12 protein-coding genes are annotated in these 18,642 nt (G+C 41.8%); 5 read left to right on the top strand and 7 right to left on the bottom strand.

The window, feature by feature from the left end; all coding sequences use genetic code 11:
- Positions 1–42: 42 nt before the first annotated feature.
- Positions 43–1,491, bottom strand: coding sequence for a dihydrolipoyl dehydrogenase (locus AN389_RS03630; RefSeq protein WP_055016721.1), 1,449 nt, complete (start codon positions 1,489–1,491; stop codon positions 43–45).
- A gap of 81 nt (positions 1,492–1,572) precedes the next feature.
- A complete protein-coding gene (locus AN389_RS03625) occupies positions 1,573–2,301 on the bottom strand; it encodes a glutathione peroxidase (RefSeq protein ID WP_055018861.1) in 729 nt (242 codons plus the stop codon).
- Between the two features lie 109 nt (positions 2,302–2,410).
- On the opposite strand from AN389_RS03625, the gene AN389_RS03620 reads away from it, so the two are divergent.
- Positions 2,411–3,307, top strand: a complete 897-nt coding sequence (locus AN389_RS03620) for a LysR substrate-binding domain-containing protein (RefSeq protein ID WP_200911301.1) — start codon at positions 2,411–2,413, stop codon at positions 3,305–3,307.
- A 252-nt stretch (positions 3,308–3,559) separates the two neighbouring features.
- Here the strand turns inward: AN389_RS03620 and AN389_RS03615 are convergent, their stop codons facing one another.
- Complete coding sequence (locus tag AN389_RS03615; RefSeq protein ID WP_055018863.1) at positions 3,560–4,756, bottom strand: flagellar assembly protein FlgT; 1,197 nt, start codon at positions 4,754–4,756, stop codon at positions 3,560–3,562.
- 143 nt (positions 4,757–4,899) lie between these two features.
- On the opposite strand from AN389_RS03615, the gene AN389_RS03610 reads away from it, so the two are divergent.
- The 3 genes from AN389_RS03610 to AN389_RS03600 all read left to right on the top strand — a co-directional run bounded on the left by AN389_RS03610 (position 4,900) and on the right by AN389_RS03600 (position 8,378).
- Entirely contained in the window at positions 4,900–5,355 is a 456-nt protein-coding gene (locus tag AN389_RS03610; RefSeq protein WP_055016717.1) for an LPP20 family lipoprotein, read from the top strand.
- A gap of 357 nt (positions 5,356–5,712) precedes the next feature.
- Positions 5,713–6,420 carry a transglutaminase-like cysteine peptidase gene (locus AN389_RS03605; protein WP_055016716.1) on the top strand — a complete coding sequence of 236 codons (708 nt, stop codon included), beginning with the start codon at positions 5,713–5,715 and terminating at the stop codon, positions 6,418–6,420.
- Positions 6,420–8,378 carry a LapD/MoxY N-terminal periplasmic domain-containing protein gene (locus AN389_RS03600; protein ID WP_055019277.1) on the top strand — a complete coding sequence of 653 codons (1,959 nt, stop codon included), beginning with the start codon at positions 6,420–6,422 and terminating at the stop codon, positions 8,376–8,378. Before AN389_RS03605 ends, AN389_RS03600 begins: the two co-directional genes overlap by 1 nt.
- 81 nt (positions 8,379–8,459) lie before the next feature.
- Here AN389_RS03600 and AN389_RS03595 read toward each other — a convergent pair whose 3' ends face one another.
- Genes AN389_RS03595 through AN389_RS03580 form a run of 4 tightly spaced genes read right to left on the bottom strand, consistent with a single transcriptional unit; the run spans position 8,460 to position 14,642 of the window.
- Positions 8,460–9,047, bottom strand: coding sequence for a LuxR C-terminal-related transcriptional regulator (locus AN389_RS03595; RefSeq protein WP_055016714.1), 588 nt, complete (start codon positions 9,045–9,047; stop codon positions 8,460–8,462).
- Positions 9,048–9,070: 23 nt separating this feature from the next.
- Positions 9,071–10,492 carry an HlyD family type I secretion periplasmic adaptor subunit gene (locus AN389_RS03590; RefSeq protein WP_055016713.1) on the bottom strand — a complete coding sequence of 474 codons (1,422 nt, stop codon included), beginning with the start codon at positions 10,490–10,492 and terminating at the stop codon, positions 9,071–9,073.
- Positions 10,489–12,627: a type I secretion system permease/ATPase gene (locus AN389_RS03585; RefSeq protein ID WP_055019276.1), complete on the bottom strand. Its 2,139-nt coding sequence runs from the start codon at positions 12,625–12,627 to the stop codon at positions 10,489–10,491. Before AN389_RS03585 ends, AN389_RS03590 begins: the two co-directional genes overlap by 4 nt.
- A 50-nt stretch (positions 12,628–12,677) precedes the next feature.
- Positions 12,678–14,642 (bottom strand): TolC family outer membrane protein, encoded by a 1,965-nt coding sequence (locus AN389_RS03580; protein ID WP_055019275.1) that lies wholly within the window; start codon positions 14,640–14,642, stop codon positions 12,678–12,680.
- Between the two features lie 224 nt (positions 14,643–14,866).
- On the opposite strand from AN389_RS03580, the gene AN389_RS03575 reads away from it, so the two are divergent.
- A partial coding sequence (locus tag AN389_RS03575; protein WP_055019274.1) for a retention module-containing protein occupies positions 14,867–18,642 on the top strand: 3,776 nt, incomplete at its 3' end.

Raw genomic sequence — 18,642 nt, 5'->3', positions numbered from 1 at the left:
TTTTGTTAGCAAGTATGTATTTGTTTTGTTGCTGTATAGGACTTAAGCGCCTGGTCCACATTCCATACAGCTGTTAATAATATCTGGACCAAATTTAAGTCTGGCATTTAAATCGCGAAGGGCAGTACGTAAACCTTCTTCAATTACTGGGTGGTAAAATGGCATGTCCAGCATTTCTGGTACGGTCATTTTGTTTTGCACAGCCCAAGCTAATAAATGAGCAAGGTGTTCGGCTTGTGGGCCAATAAATTCTGCACCTAAAAATAAGCCTGTGCCTTGCTCTGCGTAAACGCGCATGTGGCCTTTATTTTTAAGCATTACTCGGCTGCGGCCTTGGTTTTCAAAACTCACTTCGCCTACTTCAAAGCAACCACATTCACCTAAGCGCTCTGTAATTTGCGAATAACTTTCGCCAACCATTGCTATTTGCGGGTCACTAAATACGGCGGCAATTTTAGCGCGGCGAAGGCCAATGCGTACATCGGGGAAGCGCCCAGCATTTTGGCCGGCAATAGTGCCTTGATCAGATGCCTCGTGTAGCAGAGGGATCATATTACTGGCATCGCCTGCTATAAATATATTTGAGTTACCACATTGCATTGTATGCGGGTCTGCGTGTGGTACACCGCGCTCATCAAGCTCTATGCCGGTATTCTCTAACCCTAGTTTGTCTACGTTGGGTACTCGACCTGTGGCTGCAAGTACGTAGTCAAATTGCTCGGTGTGTTTAGCACCGTCTTTATCGGTGTAAGTAAGCTGGGCTTTATCGCCAACTTGCATCATGTCAGATACGTTTGAGTCGGTATCTACAAAAAATTCTTCAGCAAAAACAGTGTTTGCATAGTCTTTTACTACTGGGTCGGTAAGTGGACCAATCGCGCCGCCAACACCAAATAATTTTACGTTTACGCCTAAGCGGCTCAGTGCTTGGCCAATTTCTAGGCCTATTACACCTGGGCCAAATACGGCTACTGATTCTGGTAGGTCATCCCAGTCAAATACATCATCGTTAATAATTAGTTTGTCGCCAAAGTTATTAAACACGCCAGGGTATGATGGGCGCGAACCCGTAGCAATAACAAAACGTTTAGCGGTTATAATGATGTCATCGTCAATTTGTACGCGGTTGGCGTCTAAAAATTTAGCGTAACCCCGAATTTTATCTTCATCAGGTATGTCATCTACGGCTTCTACTACGAATCCTGCAAAGCGGTCTCGTTCGCTTTTAACACGTGCCATAACTGCTTTGCCGTCTATTCGTGGCTTTGAGCTATGTACACCAAATGCAGGTGCCATTTCAATTGAATGCGCGGCTTCGGCTGCGGCAATCAGTAATTTACTTGGCATACAACCAACGCGTGCACAGGTAGTACCGTAGGGGCCTGATTCAATCATTAAAACGTTAGGGGTGAATTGTTTTGCGTTACGGTATGCGCTTAAGCCTGCAGTACCTGCACCTATAACAACAACATCGGTTTGCAATTCTTTCATAGTGGTATCCTTTATTATTTTCAATCTGAGCGATGAGATTGATATAGAGGGGCTTTTACGCCCCTGCTATTTTTTACTTGATTAAGCAAAGTATTTTTCTAACTCGTCTGAGCCGCCAATGTGTTGTCCACCAATAAATATTTGTGGAACGGTATCACGGCCAGAAATTGCTTTAAGGCTTGTTAATGTTGCACCTGCACCCATAACTACTTCTTCAAATGCGTAGCCTTTTTCTGTTAGTAGCTCTTTTGCTTTTTTACAGAAAGGGCAACCAGGCTTAGAAAATACGGTAACTGGCTCTGGCTTGGTTTGTTTTGGGTTGATGTAGTCAAGCATTGTGTCTGCATCAGAAACTTCAAACGGGTCGCCTGGTAAATCTGGCTCAATGAACATTTTGTCGATAACGCCATCTTTCACTAGCATAGAGTATCTCCAGCTGCGCTTACCAAAGCCTAAGTCGTTTTTATCGACTAACATGCCCATACCGTCAGTAAATTCGCCGTTGCCATCAGGTAATAATGTGATGTTTTGCGCTTCTTGATGCTCTGCCCATGCGTTCATTACAAATGTATCGTTTACTGATACACATACAATTTCATCAACGCCATTTTGCTTAAGAACACCAGCTAACTCGTTGTAGCGTGGTAAGTGAGTTGATGAACAGGTTGGGGTAAACGCGCCCGGTAGTGAAAACACAACAACGGTTCTGCCTGTAAAAATTTCATCTGTGGTTACTGATTTCCATTCGTCGTTTTGACGTGTTGCAAATGTAACGCTTGGGATTGTTTGACCTTCAATATTCTTTAACATAGTTTGTTCCTCTTGATTTGTTGGAGCCATTATGGCGAGAATTTAAATATAGTTCCAATCGTTTATTTGTATTAAACTAATAGGTGTAGCCTATCAGGTGGAGATGAATTTGAACTTAAAAGATTTAGAGTATGTAAAAGCAATAGCGCACCATAAGCATTTTCGCAAAGCGGCCGATGCGTGCTTTGTTAGCCAGCCTACATTAAGTGGGCAAGTAAAAAAGCTTGAGCAAGAGCTTGGTGTTGTTTTATTTGACCGCTCAACGAAGCAAGTTACATTAACAGCGCAAGGTGAACGTTTGTTGACACAAATAAACGTTATTTTAGAACAAACAGAAATCTTAAAAGAGCTGGCAGCTACTTCAAACGGGCCGCTGCAAGGTAAGCTAAGAATTGGCATTATTCCTACTATTGCACCGTATTTACTTAGCGCTTTACTAACCTCTATGAAAGCGGCGTTTAGCGATAGCCACTTTTCGTTTATAGAAATGCAAACAGCAACTATGTTAGAGGCGCTTGACAACGGCGAGCTCGACTTTGCAATTCTAGCTGACGTTCCAGAGCTTAAAAACTACCATACAGTTAACGTATACAAAGAAGATTTTGTGGTTGCTGTTTCAACCGATAACCCGTTATCTAACCGTGAAAAAGTAGCACTGAGCGACCTGCAAAGTTGCAACCTATTAATGTTAAGTGATGGCCATTGCTTTAAAGATCAAGCCCAAAAGTTTTGTTTTTCTGCGGGGGTGGATGTGTCAAACCAATATCAGGGCAATAGTTTAGAAACCTTACTGGCGCTGGTGGCTATAAATGATGGGGTGACATTTGTACCTAGGCTTGCATGTACACAACGTGTTGGGGTTAGTTATTTACCTATTTTTCCTAATCAACAACGTAATGTGGTATTTGCTTGCAGAAAACATTATCCGCATTTAGCAGGCGTTGAGCAATTAGCGCAATGGTTGGCAGAGCACCCAAATTTAAAGCGAGCGCTCAGGGCGTGTTGACCTTTGTGGATTGAAATTTGTTCAATCTAGGGGCGATTAAATCGCGGCGTGAGGTTTGTAACCTAGTGGGCTAAGTAAAAAGCGAACAACAAGGAGTTAATCGTCCCTAAAAAGAACCCGTTGGGCAGCGCATGTTTGGTCTTTATGCTACGTTATCGCCTATTTATGGGGAATAACCACACTTCATAGGCTCTGCCTTGCCTAAAAACCAAACACACGGCTGCAAATTCAATCACCAAAGGTTTACACGCCCTATTTACCGTCTTGGCTTACAATTTCTACCACATCGTTTATTTGTACCCCAGGCAAAGGATTATCGTTAAGGCTTACAGCAATTGCGCTTTGTTTATACAGCTGCTCAACCACAAGGGTGTTAAGTGTGGTAATGGTATGCGGCATAGTATTGCCTTGTGCATCAGTTAAGTAGTTATGGTGCGCTATGGTTAATAGTTGGCCTTTTTTAAGGCCATGATCTTTGCCTAGGTTTATCACCAATTTATTGTTTTCCATGTGCATTATTTTTCCCTTAGTAGGAAAACACGCCATAGCTGCTTGTATATCGTAACTGGCCGTTTGATTTATATCATTAATACTTTGCCCAAAAGGTGATTGCCAAAACCTATCACTATTTACATCAACTATGGCTGTTTTTTCGAATGGCCATACCGCTTGGGTATGATAGCTGTTTTGCCATAATTGCTCGTACGTAGTGCCATCAAACAACATAAACTCAATAGCATAGCTGCGCTGGTAGGTTTCGTCTTGCCAAAAGGCGTAGTCGTTATTGAGTTTATCGCTTGGCGCTAAATTGGTTATTTGGCTTAATAAAACATATTGCGCGTTGCTTCTGGCTGAAAGCTCTTCTAGCTGTGCATTTGAATAGTCGTGTTGCTGATTAAAGTAATTATCTACATTAATGGCTTTGTTGTAGTAAGCAACGGGTAGGGCGCTCATTTTTGTGCTTTGCAAAGCACTAAATAACTTTTTACTAATGGCTTTATTTACGTCAAATATTTGACCCATTAAGGCGTGCTCTCGATGAACAAGCTGGCTTTGGGTTACAGCAACAAATTTATTAAAGTTACTTTGTGGGCATTGCTCTGTTTGAGCAAATACATCAAGCCTAAGGGTAATGGCAAACTGCTCGTTTTGGCGTTGCTCGCTCACCAGCTCTATTTTTTGGATTTCGCCGTGGCTACTAATTTTAAGTTGATCTTGCGTCAATACGCCGTCTACCAAGGTTTGCACTGAGCTAACCCGTGCGCCAGAAAATACTAATGCCTGTGTAATTGCATCTTTTATCGCGGCTGATTTAGCGCTGCTAATGTCGCCATTTTGTATTTGTGCATGGCCGGTAGATTCAAACCATTGTGCGTAAGTACTGGCAGAAAACGTTAATAAAGCAGCGCTAGTGACACCTGCAAATAGTGACGATAAAAACGTGTTCATACTGGTACTCCACATCAAATTAGTTAATTACGCTTTAACTAAGCAAGGAGTGCACCAATATTAATACTCTATGTTAGCTTGTAGGCAATTAATGGCATTAAACCTGCATTTATTTTTGTAATTAGTTTAAAGGGTGCAAATAAATGCGTGCAATTATATTACTTACTTTAGCAAGCCTTGGCCTTGCCGGCTGTAGCAATGTGTTTGATAAACATGTTGAGTACACATATGTAGAGCCAAATAATTATCCCATTCTTAAAGCGGTGGGTTATGCACCTATTAGCTTGCAGCAAGGCGCTAATAAATCACAAAAGCAATTAATGGCAATTAAAGCCTCTAAGCTTGAGGCATACCGCGAACTGACTGAACAAGTTTATGGGCAAAAAATCACAGCGGGCACGTCTGTAGCAGGTGCAATTGCTCAAAACGATTACATGGAAAGTAAAGTACAGGGCATAATTAAAGGGGCACAAATAATTAAAACCTACTCAGTTGACGATGTGTACGTGACGGAGCTTGAGCTAAACATGAAGCGCGTGCATGACTTATACATAGGCGAAATTAAGCCGCGTGAAGTTAAAAAAGTGACCTACTATTAGGTAATTGACCACTACTTTAAGTTATAAAGCGATACCAAGTTGCTAACTCAGTAGCTGGCTTAGCGTTAACCGTGTGGAATATACGCATAACTTTACTATTTGCGGGAAAGTTTAACGCGTTTTTTTGTAAATCTTTGATTTAATAAATCAACTATAAACGCTACGACGAATAATTACGTGAGTTAATGTATTGAGCAAAACTTATATTGTCTCGCTAAAATTTAAATCTCATAAAAAAACACATACAAAATATCTCATCCTTTTATATTGAGTGCTATGCTGTTGTTACGAATAATATTTGAACAAGTAGTGTAGCGTTTGGTGTATGTTTTTAATTTTTCTTTTGCTGGGTTGTGAATGACACTTAGGCCCACTTTTTCCTGCAATAAATTATTTTTTTGGTGCAAGAGCAATTTGCGCTATCTACTGCTATTTTTTTTACTCTCAAGCGGCGTGTTTGCGAGTCGTTTAACTATTCAATTTAATACCTTTATAGAATTAATGGGGCAAAAGTATGGCCCTGCACGAGTGACTGTTGCACGCAATTGGCAAAGAATGTTGGTACAAACACAAAATAAACCAGAACAACAGCAAATACTTATAGTAAACAACTTTTTTGCTCGTAATCTGCGTTACCAAACCGATATACAACTTTGGAAGCAAAATGACTATTGGGCTACGCCATTAGAAACGCTTGGGCGTGGCTTAGGCGATTGCGAAGATTATGCCATTGCAAAATATATTAGCTTACGTGCCTTAGGTGTGAGCGACGACAAACTTAGGCTTATATACGTAAAAGCGAAGCTTGCCGGTACAAACAAAACACAAGCACACATGGTGTTAGGTTACTTTGCTACGCCTAATGCTCAGCCGCTTATTTTAGATAGTTTAATAACAAAAGTGCTACCTGCTGCAAAGCGTGTTGATTTAAGCCCTGTATTTAGTTTTAACAGCCAAGGTTTATGGGCAAATAACTCGACGAAAAGTGTAGCCAGCCCAACAGCAAGGCTATCGCGCTGGCGTAAAATTTTGGAGCAGACATCACAAGAAGGGGTTATGTGGTAATGGCGTCATTTTCTTTATTTAAGTTTTTCAAAAAAAGAAAAATCACTCTTAGGCAAGAGCTGTGGATCGCCTTGCTAGTGGTGATTTTTGTGGGATTTATAAGTAGTGTGTTAATAAGTACTAACTCAGCTAAAAACTACTTCTCTACCCAACTGTATTTAAAAAATGTTGATAATGCTAGCTCCTTAGCGCTGATGATCAGCCAGCTTGAAAAAGACCCTGTAGAGCTTGAACTTTTAGTGTCAGCCACGTTTGATACCGGCCACTACAAACGTATAGAGCTGCAAGACCCTAATGGTGAGGTTATTGTAAAGCGCGTATTTACTGATACGTTGGAAAATACTGCACCGGCTTGGTTTAGGGCGATATATGGTCTTAATGTACAACCTGGTGTTGGGCAAGTTAATAACGGTTGGCAGCAATTTGGTACTTTGTTTGTTGAAAGCCACAGCCAATATGCTGAGCAAGCACTGTGGGAAAGCGCGCTTAAATTGTTTTTTAGTTTTTTAGTGGTTGCTTTTTTTGCCTGTGCAATAAGTGCGTATTTACTACGTAAAATTTTAACGCCACTTGATGATGTGGTGTATCAAGCTAATGCCTTTGGCGATAAGCGCTTTATTAAATCAAAAGTGCCAAAAACCTTTGAATTTGCACGCCTTGTGCAGTCGATGAATTTATTATCTACCCGCTTTAGCCGCATAATAAAAGAAGACAATAAACGCTTAGAAGAACTGCGATTTAAAGCGCAGCACGATGAGCTTACAGGGCTTGCCAACCGAGAATATTTTAGTGCCACATTAGAAGCCCATTTACAAAAAGTGAAAGATCATGCCCATGGTGCTTTGTTTTTATTTAGGGTCGTTAATCTAGATAAAATAAGTGAATCGGTGAGCCGTGTAGAAATGGTTAACTTTTTACGCCGTTTTTCTCAGGTGCTTACGCAGTTTTTAGAATCTAATCAAGCACACTTTTCAGAGAACTATATTGCCCGTATATCGCATACCGATTTTACCGTGTTGTTTAGTGATACTGACGATATACAGGCGCTTAGCGAGCAAATAACCGTACTACATAAATCGATTGTTGATGAATACAAAAACATTGATTTGGCTATTGTACATAGCTGTACCTACATAGAAAAAAACGACACACGCTTTGATTTATTACGCCGCGTAGATGGTTTATTAAAAACAGCAGGTAACAAACCTGGGGTGCAAGCAAAAGTCATTGATAATAAACAAAAGAGTGAAATTTTTGATGATTCTACTGGCTGGAAAAAGGCTATTGAAGACGCACTTGAGCAAAAAACTATTCAGTTAAATTGTTTAGAAATTATGGGCTTTAATGACACTTTGTTGCAGCATCAACTTAGCTTAAGTTTAGAGTTTGGCGGCCAACATTATAAATCTAGCTATTACTATCAATGGGCTAACCGCTTAAACCTATTAGCGCGTTTGGATTGGAGCTTAATTAAGCAAATTGTTAAACAGTATGGTGAAGCGCCGCCTAATGAATTAATTGCTGTAGAACTTTCGGCGCAAACATTAATGGATGATACCGCGCTTGCTTCGGTATTAACCTATGTGTCTGCCTTTCCTGATTTGGCAAAAAATATATGTTTTGATATACGCGAAAACATTGTCGTAAACGAAAAAGATATATTTAAGGAATTTTGCGAGCAGGTGCGCTGTATGGGCGCCAAAGTAGCGCTAAAACGTGTGGGGCCTGAGTTTACTAAGATTAAGAACATTCAAGAGTTTGGTTTAGAAATGCTTAAAATAGACAGCATTTACGCGCATAACATTAGTTACAGCCAAGACAACCAAACCTTCTTACGTGGTGTGTGTACGTTGGCTCACTCAATTGGTATTAAGGTCATAGCGCAGGGCGTAACAAGCCAAGACGATATTGATACCTTAGTGAACCTGGGTTTTGATGGTGTGATTAAAGAGTCGTAAAGCGACTCTTTAATCATAAAAGAGCGGTGAATATTGGCAACAAATAGTTAAATACTAAAAATATTAACCTATCTGCCGTGATCAGTTACCTTTTACCGCTAACATAAGCTGTATTCGGTCGCGTACTTTTAGCTTAGTGAAAATTGAACTCATATGTTCTTTAATTGTGCGCTCTGTAATATTAAGTGCCTCAGCGGCTTGTTTATTGGTGGCCCCTGTTATAACTATATCAACCACTTGGCGCTCGCGTTTAGTTAAGCTTTGGATATCGCACGCATGGGTGTAATTTATTTGCTGCTGGCTTAGTGCCCCAACAATATTAGACAGCAGTTGCCCAGGTAACCACAGGCCGCCTGAGCATATAGTTTCAAGCACTTGTTGCAATATTACTTTAGATGCAAGTGCTTCTACATAGCCTCTTGCTCCGGCTTGCAGGGCTGCTCTAAGCTCCTCTATTTCTAAGTTTGTGGTCATTACAATAACCGGTAAGCGTTTTTGTGCGTATTTTTTTACTAGTTCAAGCCATCCCGAAGTGCCCGCCAAGATCCATATAATACTCGAGGTATTAATTTGCTTTGGTTCTTTGGTGCATATTACACAACCTGCAAACGCACTTCGCCAGTGGCTTGATTCTAGTTCTGGTTGTGTAATAAATATACTTTGACGCATTCATTTACTCCAATAAATTCAGTTTAGCGTTCTGTCATTGCTTGCGATGTAGCTCTGAGTACGGGCTTAAGTAAATATTCCAAGACGGTTTTTTTACCAGTGATAATATCCACTTGTGTGGTCATACCTGGAATTATAGTCAACTCTTCTGAAAAGTTATTTTTAGTGGTTTTTAATTGCACTAAATAAAACGTATTTTCTCTATCGTCGGTAATTGTATCTGCACTTATATGCAGAACCTCGGCTTCTAGTCCGCCATATACTGCGAAATCGTAGGCGCTAAATTTAATCATAGCGGGCTGCCCTGGGCGTAAAAAGGCTATATCTTTTGGCGGTATTTTTGCCTCAACAATAAGTTGATCATCCAAAGGAACTATTTCTAAAACGTCGCTGCCGGGTTGTAAAATGCCCCCTACGGTATTAACCAATAAACGTTGTACCGTGCCTTTAACAGGCGATTTAATTTCAGTTTGAGCTACTTTGTCGGCAAGCCCTGATTCGGTTTCTTTTATTGACTCTAAACGCAGCAGTGCCTCTGAAAGCTCGTTGTTCCAGCGGTTGATCATTGCCAGCTCAACTTCGGTAACTTTGTTTTTAGCTTCGTTGATAGCCGATAAGCTGCGGTTGATAACGGCTTTAGTGCGGTTAATTTCGCCATTTAAATCAACTATTTCACGCTCTAACCTAATGATGTCTATATCAGACACTGCGCCTGTTTTTAGCAATGGACGGGTCACTTGCAGCTCTCTGTTAGTTAGCCTTAAAGCGCTTGTATGCTGTTGCAAAGCAGCTTTTGCCTCAATATGATCTTGTCTGCGTTGTTCAAGCTGGCGTTTATGAATTGCCACTTGTTGCTCTAGTTCTTGGCGGTTGCTTAAATATATTGAGCGCTCATGCGCGACCGCCTCGGGAACCTGCTTAACCAGCTCATCAGGAAAAACAAGCTCTTCTTTTCTGGTAAGTGCCTGTAATCTGGCTACTTTAGCGGTGAGTGATTGCACTTTAGATTGGTTTTCTCTAAAGCTTGAAATAAACCGCGTGGGGTCAATTTTTATTAATACGTCACCTTCTTCAACAATTTGTCCTTCTCTAATATTTATTTTTTCTACCATGCCGCCATCGTAAGATTGCACTAGCTGTAATTTATTTGATGGGATAACGCGGCCTTCACCACGGGCTACCTCATCAAGGGGTGCAAAGCCTGCCCAAACTGTAAGCAAAATAAATGCAATGCAAATGAGATATAATAAAAAACGTGCGCTGGCAGGCTCTTGCTGCATTTTTTCCCATTGTGCATCGACCACCCAATCTTGCGATTCAGGAGGCGAAAGCCAACCTTTAAATAAGCGATTGAAGATTGATGGCTTACCTTTTTTACGGGCTTCTATGGCTTTACTTACCGATTCAAAAGAGCGCTGCTCTAGTGGCTTTTTATTGTCACTCATGATGCTTGCTCCACGGTTTGATTATTTAGTGCCGCGATGACTGTTTGTTTAGGTCCATCGGCAACTATTTTTCCGTTATCGAGTACGATGATGCGATCAGCTAGTGTAAGTAAAGATGATCGGTGAGTGACTACAATTAAAGTTTTATCTTGAGTGGCGGTTTTTAAGTTTTGAATAATTTTATTTTCACTATTGTGATCAAGCGATGAGGTAGGCTCATCTAACAGCATTATAGGCGGGTCATTTATTAGAGCACGCGCTATACCTATAGCTTGTTTTTGGCCGCCAGATAGCAGGCGACCTTGCTCACCAACTTGCAGGTCAAACCCATCTGGGTGAGAGTTTATTAACTCGAATAACTGGCTTTTTTCGCATGCACTAATAATTTGTTCATCTTTAGCGTGCCACGCACTAATAGTGAGGTTGTCTTTTAAGCTACCAAAAAACAGCGCTATATTTTGTGGCACATACCCTATGTTATGGCGAAGTTCTGCGGGGTCTATTTGTTGTATATTATTGTTATCAACCATTACGGAGCCTGCGGTTGGGTCGTAAAGGCCTAGAATAAGTTTTTCGAGGGTGCTTTTACCCGAGCCATTGCGCCCCAAAATAGCGACTTTTTCGCCTGCTTTAATTTTAAAACTAATATTACTAAGTGCTTCGCCTGCGTCGTCTTCATATTTAAAACATACGTTTTTAAATTCTATGTCTCCGTTTAATACAGGATGGCTTAACCAATGTTTATTTGGCGGGCGCTCAACGTCTTTTTCCATTATTTCGTTAAGTGATTGCATAGCGATGGCGGCATGATGATATTGCGCAAGTACGGCGGCACATTGACCAAGTGGCCCCATTGCCCGCGATGAAAGTAAGTAAGCGGCGATTAACCCCCCTTGAGTGAGCTCGCCCTCTATAACGAGATGAACACCTATGATCATAATGATCACGCCAACGCATTGCTGTATCCATGCTGCACTATTGGAGATTGAACTTGAGATTAAGCGACTTTGTGCATTAACCTGAGCAATATAAATAGTCGACTTTTCCCATGTCGATTGGGTTTTACATTCACTGTGAAAACTTTTTACATCTTCAATATTGGTTAAGCTTTCTACAAGTATAGAGTTGCGCATTGAGCTTGCTTTCATGGTTTGCTCTGAAAGCGCTTCTAGTTTTCTATGTGCCGCTATACCATAACTTAAAAGTATTAGGGCACCTGCAATAATGGGTAAGCTTAGTGGTACACCTATTATTGCAATAACAATGAGGTATATTGCAACAAAGGGTAAATCAACCAGCGCAACCAAGGTTATTGAGCTAAAAAAGTTACGTACGGCTTCAAACGATTGTATGTTACTAGCAAATGACCCAGCTGATGAAGGCCTATTTTTAAGCTTCATACCTAGTACACGCTCCATAATAACTGCCGACACTTTTACATCAATACGACTTGCCGCAAGCTCAACAAAGTAGCTACGCACTAAGCGCAATACAAAGTCGGCGGTCAGCGCTATTAAAATACCTATGGCTAAAACCCAAAGGGTTTCGGTAGCGTGATTAGGGACTACCCGGTCATATACATTCATTACGAATAAGGGCATGGCAACAGAGAGGACGCCTAATGCAATCGCCGATATAATGACGTCTTTGTACAATGAACGGCATTCTTTTATGACGCCCCAAAACCACCCGTCTTTAGAGAGCTTTTCGAGCACTGGCGAGCGTTCATCAAACATAAACTCTGGGTGAGTATAAATAATTAAACCTGTTGATTTTTCAATTAACTGATCAAGGCTTTCTTCTACAACAGACTCAGTTAGCTCAGGATAAATAACCTGCGCTGTATTGTTTTTGTGATCAATAGCGGTTACTACACAGGCTTGATTATTATTTAAAATAATAATGGCAGGTAGTAAAGCTGTATTAATCTGGTTGAGAGGTTTGTTTACTACTTTTGATTTAAAGCCCACGCGTTTTGCTGCGCGAGCAAACCCTGAAGGTGTTAAATTTCCATCTGTTAATGGGAGGCCGTTTAATAGGGCCTCCCTCGAAAAATCTTTATCATGAAAGCGGCACAATACTGCTAGGCAATCAACGAGTGCGCCACCATGATCAAGTACATCATTTAATTCCATATACCATCCAATGTTATGTAAAACATTTTAAATTTGTTTTTTGGTACCCCTTAACTATCGGTAATCACCGCCTCGATACGGCGGTTTGCCGCATTAGCACGCACTGAAATTTCATTAATGCGAGGCTGGTCAATACCATAACCAAACGATTTAACACGATTAGGTGCTATACCAAATTGCTCAATAAGTAATTGTGCAACGGCAAATGCGCGTTGCTCAGAAAGTTTACGGTTGTATTTTTTATCACCGTCTAATGAGGCATGGCCTTGGATTTCTACTTTTTTATCTGGGTTGTTTTTTAAAAACTCAGCAAGCTTTTCTACTTCCTGCATGTACTCTGAGCGCACTTGGCTAGAGTCAGCTGAAAAGGGAATACCTATTTCGACAGAATCAGTTGTTTGGTCATATAAAGTACACCCAGATAAATCTACATTTGTTCCCGCTGGTGTGCTTGGACAAGTGTCTTGCTCATTAGGAACGCCATCATTATCGTCATCTGCAAAACTAGGGGTTTCTGCGGGTATCTCTAAATATCTAGGCATCGCTGTAACGCTCATGTAGGCGTTATCCTGCTCGGCTTTCTTTTGTAAAAAAGCTTTGCGTTTAAACGTAGCAGCTACATCGTAACTAGGGCATATATTTTGTGCGTTATGCACAATTGGATCGTCTGTTAACTCTGTTAATGTTGGGTATTTGTCAGACATGACATTTAGCGCAGGTAGTAGTTTACCCATCTCGTTAAGCATAGTTAAAATGGCTGTTTGTCTATCGTATTGAGCAACGATATAAGAGCGGTTAGATTGAAACGCTTCATTTTCTGCGTCAAGTACGTCAAGTAAGGTGCGCTGGCCAATATCAAATTGGTCTCGATAAGCTATTTTTACTCTGTTTGAAGAATTTTTATAGCTTTCTAGTGTAGGTAGCTTTTGCTCTATATTGCTCACATTATGATAGGCAATTTGTAGGCTTTGACGAATATCAACACAAGCTTGATCGCGTTGATACTTGGCAATATTTACATCTTGGTATGCTTGTTCAAGGTTGGCGCTATCTAGGCCACCGTTATACAAGTTATAGGTTATGTCTATACCAACACGGGCTTCGGTTCTGGTCTCGTTTAGGCCTAGCTCATCCCTGTCTTGTGTACCGTAACGGGCTGATAGGTCTACGTTTGGATGAAAGGCTGCCTTTTGTGCTCGGGCATTGGCTTCTTGTGCCTCTATATTATAAAGCGATACGTAAAAGGCAGGGCTATTTTTGTAGGCTATATCAAGTGCCTGATTAATAGAGATGGGCACATTTTGCTCATCTAACTTAGCTTGTTTTATATCGTTTACGGGCAGCTCGCCAACCACTCTTAAATAACGTGCTGTTACATCGTGCAGGTTAGCGTACTCGGTTAATACATTAGATTGTGCTAGCGATAAGCGCCCACTAATTTGCTCTAAATCAGCTGCTCGGGCAACACCAGCTCCTACACTTTGTTCAATTTGTTGGTATACAGACTCGTGTTCTTGCAGATTTTCTTCAGCGAGCGTCACAAGCTCTTTAAATTTTTGTACGTCTAAAAATGCAATAGATGCATCTAACGCTGTTTGCTCTGTTTGTGAGAGTAATTCAAAATACCGAATGAGCTGAATACGCTCAAACCTTTCAACGGTGTTAGATGTTCTAAATCCGTCGTAAAGCATTTGAGTAACGCTTAGTTCTGCTGTGTTGCGGTTGTATTCGTCTTCAGTACCGTAGTTTCGGCGTTCATAGCCTGCGCTGGCAGAAACGTCAACGCTGGGCAAGTAGCCCGAGCGTGCTGCATCTACGCCATAAATTGATGACTTAAATGTGTGCCACGCTTGCTGTACCTCTGGATTATTTTCAATTGCTTTACTGGTAACGTATGTAAGGGGTGCTACGGAGCTGTCATCGGCGTGCACTATATTCGTTGCGCCAAGCGCACTTAGCGTTAAGCCTATAAGCAGCTTTCCTTTTTGCTTTAGTAAAGTATTTTTTGTAATCATTTCTTCCTCTTAGGGGTTACTTAGGCCATCAATACCTACCCTATGGTTTAGTCAATAAATGCATATTTCGCAAATAATCGTTTCGGCTAGCATAAAAATTATTATCTACCACTTTTTTATTTTTAATATTTTTTAAAAACTGTACTTGAGTACAGTACCTAATACGTTTTGCTGTTCTACATTTTAATTAATAGTTTTTAATTCTTATGTTTGAGGTAAGTGAAATGGAATCTAATCAATTATTAGTAATAGACTTAAAAGGGTCTGCTGGTGTTGTTTTAGAAGATGGCACAATTAAGCCACTTGAAGTGGGCGATACTATTACTGTTGGTGATTTGGTGGTTACCGCCGATAATTCATCGCTAACCATTGATGTGCAAGGAGAAACCCTGTCCATTCCTGCTAATCAAAACGTAAAAATTACCCCTGATTTATTAGCCCAAGAAACCCGCGATAGCAGCGAAACTACCGTGTTTGACGAAAGCTTAGATGCGGCTATTGCAAGCTTAGAACAAAATGATAATAACGAGGGGCAAACGGCGGCTAACTCTGATGTGACTGATTTTTTAGATGCGTTAGAGGGTGATGGCGATATTCTCGATAATTTAGAAGCAACGGCCGCAGGTGGTGCTGGTGGCGCGGGCTCGGGTGGAGGAAGCTCATTTGTTCAGCTGACGCGTATTTCTGAGGGAGTTAATCCTAACAGTGTCGCGTTTGATTCAAGCTTTGATCCTAATTCTACAGAGGCGGTAAATATCAGAGATACCACTGATGGGGTTGTACCTGATGATACTGCATCAATATCATTAAATGAGGTGGGGTTAACAAACTCTTCTCAGCCGACCATTAGCGGTACTAGTGAAAATTTAGTGGGTGAAACTGTCAACATTACTGTGACAGATGAAAATGGTAACTCCCAAGTAGTAAGCGCAGTTATTGGCCCTGACGGCACGTTTGAAATTACATTACCTAACCCTATAGCTGATGGGCCTGTTAGCGTTGTTGTAGAGGCAACAGACCCTGATGGTAATGCGTTTAACGATGCTATTTCTATTGAAATAGATACCACCGCCCCAGTCATTAATATTGATCCTGTTGCAGACTCTGCATCTCAAACTGTGACGGTTACGGGGTCAGTAGCGGGTCTGAATACCGGCGATAACGTTTCGGTAACTCTTACTGATAGCACTGGGACACAACAAACGATTGTTACTCAAATTGATGCACAAGGTAACTGGAGTATTACAACTACATCGCCTTTAGCGGAAGGGGAGTTTAATGTTAACGCTGTGGCTGTTGATGCTGCTGGAAACCAGGCAATTGATCAAGCCGTTGCGAGTGTAGATTTAACTGCGCCAGAAATTACAGTTACAGTAGCGGACGAAACTAATAATGCGACTCCGCCATTAACGGGTACTACAACGGGTGTACCGCAGGGAACTGAAGTAACAATAACAGTGACCGATAGTACAGGTGAAGTACAGCTTTTAACAGCTATTACCAATGAAGATGGTAGCTGGTCTGTAGATGTCGGTGTGGCATTACCTGAGGGTAACTTTACTGTTGATGCGCAAGTGAGTGATAGCGTTGGTAACCAAGCACTTGCTAGTGATGCCGGTACTATAGACTTAACAGCGCCCATCGTGGAAATTGACGCAATTGCCGATACACAAGACACAACCCCTGTTATTACAGGTTCTGCGCAGGATGTGCCGGCAGGCTCTGTGATTAGCGTAGTTATTACCGATATTAATGGCCAAACTCAAACGCTGTTAACGCAAACAAACGATGACGGCAGCTGGTCTGTAAGTGTTTCTACCCCTTTAGCGCAAGGTGAGTTTGAAGTTAATGCAACCGTAACTGACACTGCGGGTAATGAAGCACAAGCTGTAGAGCAAGGGCTAGTTGACTTAACTAGCCCTGAGATAACAGTTACAGCTATTGCAGACACTAATGATACAACGCCTACTTTTGTAGGACGTGTTGAAGGAGCACCAGAGGGCTCTGTAATTACGGTTTTAGTAACCGATAGCGATGGTAATGTACAAACCTTAACAACCACGCTTGAGGCTGATGGCACGTGGAGTGTTGAATCGCCTAACGCTATTCCTGGCGGAGATTTTAATGTTACCGCAACAGTGAGTGACCCTGCAGGTAATGAAGCATCAGCACAAACAAGTGGTGAAGTTACATTTGCCCCTATTTCTATTCAAATTGATTCTATTGCCGATACAAACGATACCACGCCATTTTTAAGTGGTAATACTGGTAACGTGCCTGCTGGTACCACTATAACCCTAACTATTACTGCAAGTGATGGCAGTACGTTTAACCTTTTAGCCGTCACTCAAGAGGATGGTTCTTGGAGCGCTCAAGTTACTGAACCTCTGCCTGAAGGGGATTTTACTGTCGTTGCAGCTGTTATAGACGATGCGGGCAATGAGGCACAAGCAAGTACGGTTGGTAATGTAGATTTGACCGTAAGTATTAATTTTATTATTGATACAAATGATACTACGCCAACAATTAGCGGTACTACGCAAGATGTTGATGCAGGGGCGGTGGTTACAGTGACCTTTACAGGCAGTGACGGCGCAACAGAAACGGTGCAAGTTACAACAAATGCTGATGGTACATGGTCAATCGAAGCAACCGATGAGTTGGTAGAAGGTCAATTTACGGTGGTTGCAACAGTAACCGATGCAGCTGGCAACACAGCCTCAGCTACTGAAGTAGGTGAAATTGATTTAACTGATCCGGCAATTACTATTAACCCAATTGCAGACACCAATGATACAACACCGAGTGTTACAGGTAGCGTAGTAGATGTTCCTCAAGGTACTGAGGTCACTTTATTAATAACCGATAGTGACGGAAATCAGCAAACGATTACTGCAGTAACTAATGCGGATGGAAGCTATAGCGCCGATATACTTAATGAGCTTAGCGAAGGTGACTTTACAGTTACTGCTAGTGTAAGTGACGAAGCTGGTAATAGCAGTACAGCAACGGTTACTGGCACCATAGATCTAACCGCACCTACCGTAACTATAGCTAATATTGATGATACAAACGATACAACGCCTACTATAAGCGGCTCCACACAAGGTTTAGCAGCGGGTAGTGTGGTTACTGTGATTGTTACAGATAGTGCAGGGGCTGAGCAGCAATTTATAACGGCTATAAATGGTGATGGCACATGGAGTATAGATGTCCCACAAGCATTAGCTGAGGGTGAGTTTAGTGTGGTGGCAAATGTAAGTGATAGTGCAGGTAATAGTGCGCAAGACTCACAAACGGGCACTATAGATTTAACTGCACCTACTATCAGTGTAAATGATTTTACTGACTCTAGCGATTCAACCCCTGTATTTAGTGGTACCACAACGGATGTTGAGCCTGGTAGCTCGATCACTGTATTAGTAACAGACTCAAATGGTGACTCGCAAACCCTGATAGCAGTCGTTGTAGAGGATGGATCTTGGCAAGTAGGAGCTACAGCCCCTGTAGCTGAGGGAGAGTTCACAATAACGGCAACAGCCATAGATGCAGCGGGTAATGAAGCCTCAGCTACAACCACTGGCGTTATAGATACCACGGCACCAACCTTATCGGTAAACCCAGTGGGTGACACTAATGACACCACACCGACTATTTCAGGCACAGCAACAGGCGAGCCAGAGGGCACGGTTGTTACAATCACCGTAACGGATGAAGCGGGTAACCCACAAACCATTACGACCGAAGTGCAAGCCGATGGCACCTTTAGTGTAGATGTGCCTAATGAGTTAAGTGAAGGTGAATTTACCGTTGAGGTATCGGTTACTGACTCTGCAGGCAATGAAACCACAGCCACCACCACCGGTGAGGTTGATACCGCAGCGCCCACAGTAATAATTGATCCGGTGAGTGATACTAATGACACCACACCGACTATTTCAGGCACAGCAACCGGTGAGCCAGAGGGCACGGTTGTTACAATCACCGTAACGGATGAAGC

This window comes from Pseudoalteromonas sp. P1-7a, assembly GCF_001401855.1.
Lineage (GTDB): Bacteria > Pseudomonadota > Gammaproteobacteria > Enterobacterales > Alteromonadaceae > Pseudoalteromonas.
The sequence above is the reverse complement of the archived record's forward strand: the minus strand, read 5'-3'. Positions and strand labels throughout refer to the sequence as shown.

Bases quoted from the DNA above. Each gene is read 5' to 3' on its own strand.
- AN389_RS03610 (WP_055016717.1), top strand. From the start codon at position 4,900: ATGCGTGCAATTATATTACTTACTTTAGCAAGCCTTGGCCTTGCCGGC.
- AN389_RS03600 (WP_055019277.1), top strand. From the start codon at position 6,420: ATGGCGTCATTTTCTTTATTTAAGTTTTTCAAAAAAAGAAAAATCACT.
- AN389_RS03605 (WP_055016716.1), top strand. From the start codon at position 5,713: ATGACACTTAGGCCCACTTTTTCCTGCAATAAATTATTTTTTTGGTGC.
- AN389_RS03615 (WP_055018863.1), bottom strand. From the start codon at position 4,756: ATGAACACGTTTTTATCGTCACTATTTGCAGGTGTCACTAGCGCTGCT.
- AN389_RS03590 (WP_055016713.1), bottom strand. From the start codon at position 10,492: ATGAGTGACAATAAAAAGCCACTAGAGCAGCGCTCTTTTGAATCGGTA.
- AN389_RS03630 (WP_055016721.1), bottom strand. From the start codon at position 1,491: ATGAAAGAATTGCAAACCGATGTTGTTGTTATAGGTGCAGGTACTGCA.
- AN389_RS03580 (WP_055019275.1), bottom strand. From the start codon at position 14,642: ATGATTACAAAAAATACTTTACTAAAGCAAAAAGGAAAGCTGCTTATA.
- AN389_RS03585 (WP_055019276.1), bottom strand. From the start codon at position 12,627: ATGGAATTAAATGATGTACTTGATCATGGTGGCGCACTCGTTGATTGC.
- AN389_RS03595 (WP_055016714.1), bottom strand. From the start codon at position 9,047: ATGCGTCAAAGTATATTTATTACACAACCAGAACTAGAATCAAGCCAC.
- AN389_RS03625 (WP_055018861.1), bottom strand. From the start codon at position 2,301: ATGTTAAAGAATATTGAAGGTCAAACAATCCCAAGCGTTACATTTGCA.